Here is a 7,788-nt window from a genome sequence, read left to right on the forward strand (position 1 = left end):
CTTTGAAAAAATAACGAACTATTGATATTATACATACTGAAAATATCACTAAAAAAGTATTCTATTCCAATTTTTCATAAACAAAATATTTATAATTGTTTGATTAATAATATTATTTCGGGAGAAATCCACATTCTGTAATTGTTGATTCTGCATTCTCTGATTGTAACCACTCGTATAGTTTGTAAGCCATCGAATTATGATCTAAATCAGAACGAATTGCTACACGTACTTCTGAAATGAAAGGATAAACCCTGTTTTTAATGGTGTTTTTATCTGGGAAAATACCGTTGACGGCTATTTTAGGAACTTCCTTGTCTGGTACTCGTGCTTGCATTTCCTTGTAATTGTTGAAAGTATAACAAATTCCATCTGTGTTCCCTAATATTTCACCAAAAACCTGTGCCATTCCACCAATGGCACTTTCCGGGAGATTAGCGGGTTCCAAGCCATTCATTACCAATTCCCTAAAAACTTCCTCGCTACCCGAATTTCGAGGACGTGTGAAAACTGCTATATCTGTATTTTTTCCACCAACTTGTGCCCAATTAGTTATCTCCTCTGTGTATATCTTTTGAATTTGATTTACAGTCAGCGATTTTACAGAATTATTCTTATTAACAACGAAAACAAAGGCATCCAATGCAATGGAAGTTTCAATTAATGTCACTCCGACAGCATCGGCATGAGCTTTTTCGTCAGGTGAAATAGTTCTGTGTGTAAGAATAATATCCGCATTTCTATCAATTAGGTTCATAAATGCACCGTGCGTTTGAGAAGTCTTGACCCTTTCATTGAAAAAAGACTTATGCTGTTCGGGAAGATCTTCCCAATTAGCGTGTAAAGTCCATTCAGACATAATACTCGGTGGCATCCAATTATAACCAAGTCCTAACAGTTTACAGGCAACCATCATGTTGAGTACACTTGAAGAGGTGGAGCCATCCACTTTTGGATAATTTTCAAACGAAATGTTTTCTATGCCAATAAAGATTTCCTCTTGTAATTCCTCTTTATCGCATGACGAAAAGATAAGGGTAATAAATACCAATGTTAATACTTTTAGATTTTTCATGATGATTCGTTTTATTTCTTGCATCTATCTTCTTGTTTCAATTGATTGATGAACTTGTTCCATTCATTTCCAATTTTTTTCATATTTTCGTCTCGTATCTTTTGTTCATCCGGATCATTGTAATAATCAGACATCTTAGGATATCCGTCTTGTATATAAAATCTGTTTTCTATCGGGTCATAAAAGAAAACGAGGCTACTATATATCCGAGAATGAATATCCGAAACAATAATTTGGGCGGAAAACAGGTATTCATCTCCGATATAGAATAGAATTCTTTGGTATGGAGAGGAAGTAATCTTTTGTTTTTCAGACATATTGTTCTTAAATCGTATTTCATTGGTCGTTTCATTGAACCATAAAACATCATTTCCTGTGAAAATAACGGGTTCGTCAAGGTCTGTCGCATCGTTCGGAGCCGGATTTGCTGACACTCTGAAAACTAGCGACGAAGGAGTTTGAGGCTCTGTCTCATCTTCATGATGGCATCCGCTTAAAAGGACGCTCATTAGAATTACGGATAAAAAATATATCATTTTCATGCGTTTTTAGTTTACTGAAATTCTATCGTTTGCTTTTCTCTTTCATCTTTCCTAATGGTTGTTCGTCTCTCGACAGGCTTACTGCTTCCACGGTCGAAACGGATACTTATTTTCAGCATCAACATATTGTTGTATGATTTCAAATAAAGGTTTGTTCTTTCTTTGTAGAGCGACGTTTCTAACACTCTTAATTGGTTGTATCTAACACCCAAAGAGATTGGAGGTATATAGGAAAGAGATACTGATATTCGTTTATTCCATAGCTCTTTATTTGCCGTAATCAGCCAGTTGTCTTTATCGAACATTTGGTATCCCTGACTAACAATATGCTTTTTCATATTCCGGTGGTATCCGAATTGGAGTCCAAAGGTTTTACCGGGATGATAGTAGCTTAATTCGGAATCAATCAGCCATCCGTCAGGAGTATTTTTAATTTCTGCATTCAAGGCTTTACCACAATAATAGGTTATCATGTTTTTGAAGCGGAAATATTTTCCGAGAGGCTGGTCATAGGTTGCTTGAATGCTATATTCTTTTGTGTCTATATTATTAAATGTCCTATACAGTTTGTATTCTTTTTGAACATACAACTCGCTGATCTCATTATGGGTATAACTAAACATTGGCATAATTGTAAGTTTATCCCATAAGGCAACGCGAACAAACACATTATGCCTGATAGCGGATTTTAACTGTGGATTTCCTATTTGTGTCAAAAAGGTGTCAATCACCATGTTCATTGGACTAAGTTGGTACAACGAAGCATAGTGTTGATTTGTGCTATAACTCACATTTACATTTGCCTTTTTGCTTATATTGAAATTGGCTTGTACATATGGCAAAACACGGACATAATTGTTCGCTGAATCTCTATCATATGACTTTATGTGTTCAACTGCAACGCCAAGTTTGGTCTGTATTTTTTGTGTAGGATTGAATAAGAAATAGGCAAATGCTTTATTCCGATATTCCCGATAATCTAAAAAGCCTTTGCCGTGGCTACTCTCCGAACCATATTTTCTCCAAGCGTTGGAATACCCCGCATTGATAGAGGCATTGGGAGAGAGCAAATATTGCCCTTCAACATTAAACAAGGTGTGGTTTTTATATTCATTGTAAGCATTCCCGCTCTCAAAATTTTTGGAATCATTCTGATTGTATTCGTTATTAATATCATTGTAATAGTAGTTGTACGAAAAATCACTGTACAATTGAAGGCGGTTGTTGATTTGCCCTTGATAGAATAACGTTCCGACAAACGTATTGTCTTTCATTATGTTTGCTGTCGTATTTTTAATGATTCGTTGTTGTTGGTTCATTATATCTGTGCGCTGCATGGTATAAACCTGATGGGTATTAGTTTTACCCGAAATATAATCTCCCTGAATGCCTATCACCTGATTGGATGTAGGCTGATAGTTAAAACCTCCTGTAAGATTGTTACTTTCATGTTTGTATGAATCGTTCGGATTGTCCATTGATACATCGCTGGATATAAGTTCAATCCCGTTATATATCAATTCTTTAGATACGGGTAGATTTTGATTTTCCTTGTTGTAAGAATAAGTTGCATACATATTGACTTTTTTATCTGTATAAGCTACTCTTACAGTAGGCTGTTCCAGTACCAACCAATCACTCCCATTCGAGCCGGATGTATTTACAGCGGAAAAATTCGAGGCATAAATATCAGACCCTTTATAATCCTTCTTAAGGACAAGGTTTATGATAGCTGTATAACCATCGGAAATGAAACGGCCGGATGTTTCATTAATTACTTCAATGGAAGATATTCTTGCTGGCGGCAGATTTTTTATATAGTCTGCCGATTGTTGCATACCGTCCACAAGTAACAATATATCCCTGCTGTTATTTACCTTAATAACATTCGATACTTTGTCGAAATAGATTCCGGGTAATTTACCCAGCAGTTCTTCTGCATTTGTCGCCCCTTGAAGCATGGAAGAAGTTACCTGATAACTTATGCGGTCTACTTTATGACGGATTTTGTCTGCGGTAATAATTGTTTCTTCTAAAGGGATTGTAGCTGTTTGCATCGGAAACAATCCCAATTCCACATTGAAATTGGGTATATCCCTTGTCATTGTTTCATATCCGATAAAACTGATTTTAATCTTTTGAGGAAATTGGGAAGAGATGAGCCGGAATATCCCTTTATCATTGGTTATTCCTGTTGCTATGGGTTGATTATCCGAATTAAGCAAACATACGGCAGCATACAACAACGGCTCTTTAGTTCCGATGTCGGAAACCGTTCCGGTGAAAACAAACTTATCGTTGTTTTCAAGAGATACTGTTATCGGATTGTTTTTTACCATCTTTGTTTCTGTTGGGACAATGATATATACGTGATTCACCTTTTCTATTTTGAATGGTTTATCACTCAATAAGTAATAAAGAGCATCTTCGGGTTCTTTAAATGTTTTTGAAACAGACACATTGTAAGTGGACAATGCCTTATCATCAAAAGAGATTTCCATTCCGAGCATATTTAGAACCGTGTTCAAAGGCTTATTGACAACTTTTAGTTGCATTTCCTGTGAAAATGCGACTGACGTACTTGCCAGTAGTATGGATATAATGATTACAAGCCTTCTCACTTATTTGATGCTGAATTTTATTCCGAATGGTTTTCCTATAATTTCAAGAATCTCGTCAGGTTTTTCTGTTTTTGAAAAATTACCCGTATAAAAATGGTCTAAACTATTATTCGCTTTTACACGAATATCGTATTGACGCTCTATTTCACGCACAACATCAACAAGTGGAACCCCTACAAAAACAAACTTATCTTTCGTCCATTCGTTTGATTGTCTGGCGTCGATATTTTCTTCAAGAGTCATTTTTTTTCCACGATATGTAAGCCGCATATTGGGATTCAAAAGGACAGTTTCATTGGCGGCAGTTACTTCGACCTTTCCTGTTAAGCAGGTTACACAGTATTTTTCGGTACGGGCAAACACATTGAAACTTGTGCCCAATACTTTTACCTCATTCTGATTTGATATTACACTGAAACGTTTACCCTGCGTCACTTCAAAATAGGCTTCTCCGTTCAATTCCACCATTCTTGACACCAACCACCAATAGGGCTTATATGTCAATTCGCTTTCGGCGTTGAGGTTTACTGTAGAGCCGTCGGGAAGCGTAACTGTCAAATGTGTAGCCCTTGCAGTAGTTTCCGTTACACTGTAAAACCGAGCTGTTATCGTTCCGGTTAGGACAATTAGGATAACCACTGCGGCAGCAAATTTCCAAAACGAAATACGGTTAATTCTTGAAGATCCACTATCTTCAAGAGCAGCAAAGGTTTCGTTCCAAATATCTTCTTTGTTTTTACTCCATTTGGGAGTAATTTTAATATTCTCCGGCTTCATTTTCGTGTTTAATTAAAAATTCTGTTCTAATAAATTGTAATGCAGAACTCATTCGTTTTTCAACGGCTTTAACACTTATATTAAGGCGTTCCGCAATCTCGTGGTACTTCAGTTCATCGTTCCGGTTCATTAGGAATACGACACGTTGAGTTTCAGGCATTCGCTCCAATGCTTTAGCGTATGATGAAGCAAATTCTTCAAAAAGCATTTCATCTTCGGGAGATAATGCCGATTCGTTATGAAATGTCATGCTTTGTTCATAATCATGCCTGCTTGTTTCTTTTCGATAATTGCTGATAACCATTTCCTTCGCTATTTTGTACAACAAGGCCTTCAAGTTGGCTTTGTTCAATTGCTCTCGCTTTTCCCAAACTTTCAAAAATACATCTTGCGCAATGTCCGAAGCTACATTTGTATCGCCACAGCGATAAAAGATAAAGCTCCGAATGGCATCGAAATATGTATCAAATAAAAGTTTAAACTCTGTTTTATTCAGCATTCGTCGAACTTTTTATAATATACCGCACGAGAATAAAAATACCCTACCATAATAGATGAAAAATTAAATTCTATTCAATGTAAAAATACATAAAAGCTATACTCTATCAGTATCTTATTGCATTCTAAGATTAATGCTCGAAATAGAAGATGAGACTGGTTATTGATTAGTGTTTCTTGTATGTTATACTTAATACACCAGATTTATGAGGTTTACTTTCCACTAAATACCATTTCGATTCTGTGGGCTGTTCGGGGAATAGAGGAATGCCATTCCCCAGAATTACAGGAATATAAGCTATTCGCATTTCGGCTATCAAATCGGCGGCTAACAGCATTGAAACCAACTCGCCACCTCCGAATAGCCAAATGTCCTTTCCCGATTCGTTACGCAGATTAATAATCTGTTCGATTATGTTTTCTCTTATGAAATTAACATTTTCATTATCTCCCCAATTATGGTGAGAGATTACATAAACTGTTTTACCGGCATAAGCTCCCATTGCATCCAGATTTGATAACTCTCGCCAAGAGCGACCTCCCATAATGATAGTATCAATCGAATCCATGAATTCCTTATAGCCATAATTCATTTCTTCTGTAATGGGAAATTCTGAAAGCCATTCGATACCGCCATCCGGTTCGGCTATTCTTCCATCAATAGATGCTGCGATGTAAAGGATAATCTTTCTCATGTTTCTATTTTTTACGTGTTAAAAAAACTATTAAAGTATGCGGTAACACGCAAAAAAAGCGTGGAGCATACGCATTCCGGCACGAAGGTACTGGTATACCCGAAAGACGAAAATTGTACGTCCACGCCATACCAAAGTATAGCATGAACATTACACCTTTCATCCTGTCTTTCGTGAAATTACCAGTTTTACGTACCAGGACGTTCAGCGAACGTTATGTTATATATAAACGGAACTCAATCCGTTATTATTCTTAATTTCTGATGCAAAGATAGTGATTCCATTCTGATTATGCACAAATCACCTATGTATTTGAGTTACAGAAAATAAATCGCAGTATTGAAAGAATAAGAAAGAGATAAAAATGTTATTATTCTAATATTTTGATTATCTTTGTATCAGGTTATTTGAGAGATGAAAACCAGCACATTATAATCATGCAGTTTTAGTTTCTAAATCGTTACCTATTTCTTTTTATCCCCTTGTATATATTTGATATACATATATCTATACATTAGTGCAACATCTGTGAAACAGGAAAAGATAAATAAATCACGAACGTGTTCCAGCCTTTCGGAAACAAGGTCAAGTTCCAGTATCTTTTGGATTTCCTCTTCTGTAAGATACCCTCTATCAACCCTGTGTAGTCGGATTTTATAGTTGGCAAAAGGGTCGCCTGTAATCAGTCCGTTGTTGCGAGCAATCAGGATTATGCGTTTGAAGAACTGCATAAACTTAGCAGTAGTATTGGAATTACATTTGCCGACAGTCTTCAAATACACCTCAAAATCGGTAATAAACATCAGGTTGATTTCTTTCAGCGCAATATCCGACATATTATATTTATGCTGGATGAAATTTTCAAGGTGCTTGCGGGTTACTTCGTACTTCTGATAGGTAGATGCAGATTTGGATATGCCAATCAACGCTTTCACGTCATTGTTATGCTTCTCAAAGAGGTTTAACAGGGTTTCGTGTACTTCGGTATGACCTAAGAACTCGTTCTTTACTTTCTCGGCGGTAACATAGTTATCACGCCGTTGCTGCTCGTGGTAGATGTGGTTCAGGGATGCTTTAATATCATCCAGCAGGTTGTTTAACTGCCCGGCAGCCTTTCCGGTGGCTTTGCCAGCCTTCACATTCCAGTTGTCGGGATGGATGCTTTGTTTGGTACTGAATTGGCAGATTTTTCCGTCAATGGTAATTCTTGCCATAATTGTTACCTCTCCATTACACTTTTCAGACCCTTTTTTCAGGTAAAAAAGCACTTTAAATGTACTCTTCATAATCTCACTTTTTAATGTTACAAAATTACTTTTAATGTATTAATTGTGAGATATATACAGACTATACAAATTCGGTCAAAGAGTGGTCATTTTCGGACAAATCGTTACCGTTTTTGTCCATTTTGAAAACGGTAACGATTTAGGCACAAAATTGTGTCTTTTCGGGGCTTTTTAGTGTCTTTTCGACTGGACAAAACACAAAAGAAAAAGCCTACAAATCATTGACTTGTAGGCTTTTGTCCGTTTGTTATCTGGTTTTGTCCAGACCTTCCAGCGGAGAGAGAGGGATTCGAA

General features: G+C 36.6%; 6 protein-coding genes and 1 pseudogene. All 7 read right to left on the reverse strand.

Annotated features, from left to right (window positions below; genetic code table 11):
- Positions 1-112: 112 nt before the first annotated feature.
- Positions 113-1,099 (reverse strand): PstS family phosphate ABC transporter substrate-binding protein, encoded by a 987-nt coding sequence (locus B4G81_RS06300; RefSeq protein ID WP_294081142.1) that lies wholly within the window; start codon positions 1,097-1,099, stop codon positions 113-115.
- Entirely contained in the window at positions 1,087-1,617 is a 531-nt protein-coding gene (locus B4G81_RS06305; protein ID WP_294081143.1) for a hypothetical protein, read from the reverse strand. Before B4G81_RS06305 ends, B4G81_RS06300 begins: the two co-directional genes overlap by 13 nt.
- Before the next feature lie 11 nt (positions 1,618-1,628).
- Complete coding sequence (locus B4G81_RS06310; protein ID WP_294081144.1) at positions 1,629-4,118, reverse strand: TonB-dependent receptor; 2,490 nt, start codon at positions 4,116-4,118, stop codon at positions 1,629-1,631.
- A 120-nt stretch (positions 4,119-4,238) separates the two neighbouring features.
- On the reverse strand, positions 4,239-5,015 hold the full coding sequence (locus tag B4G81_RS06315; RefSeq protein ID WP_294081145.1) for a FecR family protein: 777 nt from the start codon (positions 5,013-5,015) through the stop codon (positions 4,239-4,241).
- Entirely contained in the window at positions 4,996-5,514 is a 519-nt protein-coding gene (locus B4G81_RS06320) for an RNA polymerase sigma factor (protein WP_294081146.1), read from the reverse strand. The genes B4G81_RS06315 and B4G81_RS06320 overlap by 20 nt, the downstream gene beginning before the upstream one ends.
- Positions 5,515-5,680: 166 nt before the next feature.
- Positions 5,681-6,208, reverse strand: coding sequence for a dihydrofolate reductase family protein (locus tag B4G81_RS06325; RefSeq protein WP_294081147.1), 528 nt, complete (start codon positions 6,206-6,208; stop codon positions 5,681-5,683).
- Positions 6,209-6,726: 518 nt separating this feature from the next.
- Positions 6,727-7,494, reverse strand: a pseudogene (locus B4G81_RS06330) (site-specific integrase); the annotation flags it as partial.
- Positions 7,495-7,788 lie beyond the last annotated feature (294 nt).

Source organism: Proteiniphilum sp. UBA5384 (assembly GCF_002410825.1).
GTDB lineage: Bacteria > Bacteroidota > Bacteroidia > Bacteroidales > Dysgonomonadaceae > Proteiniphilum.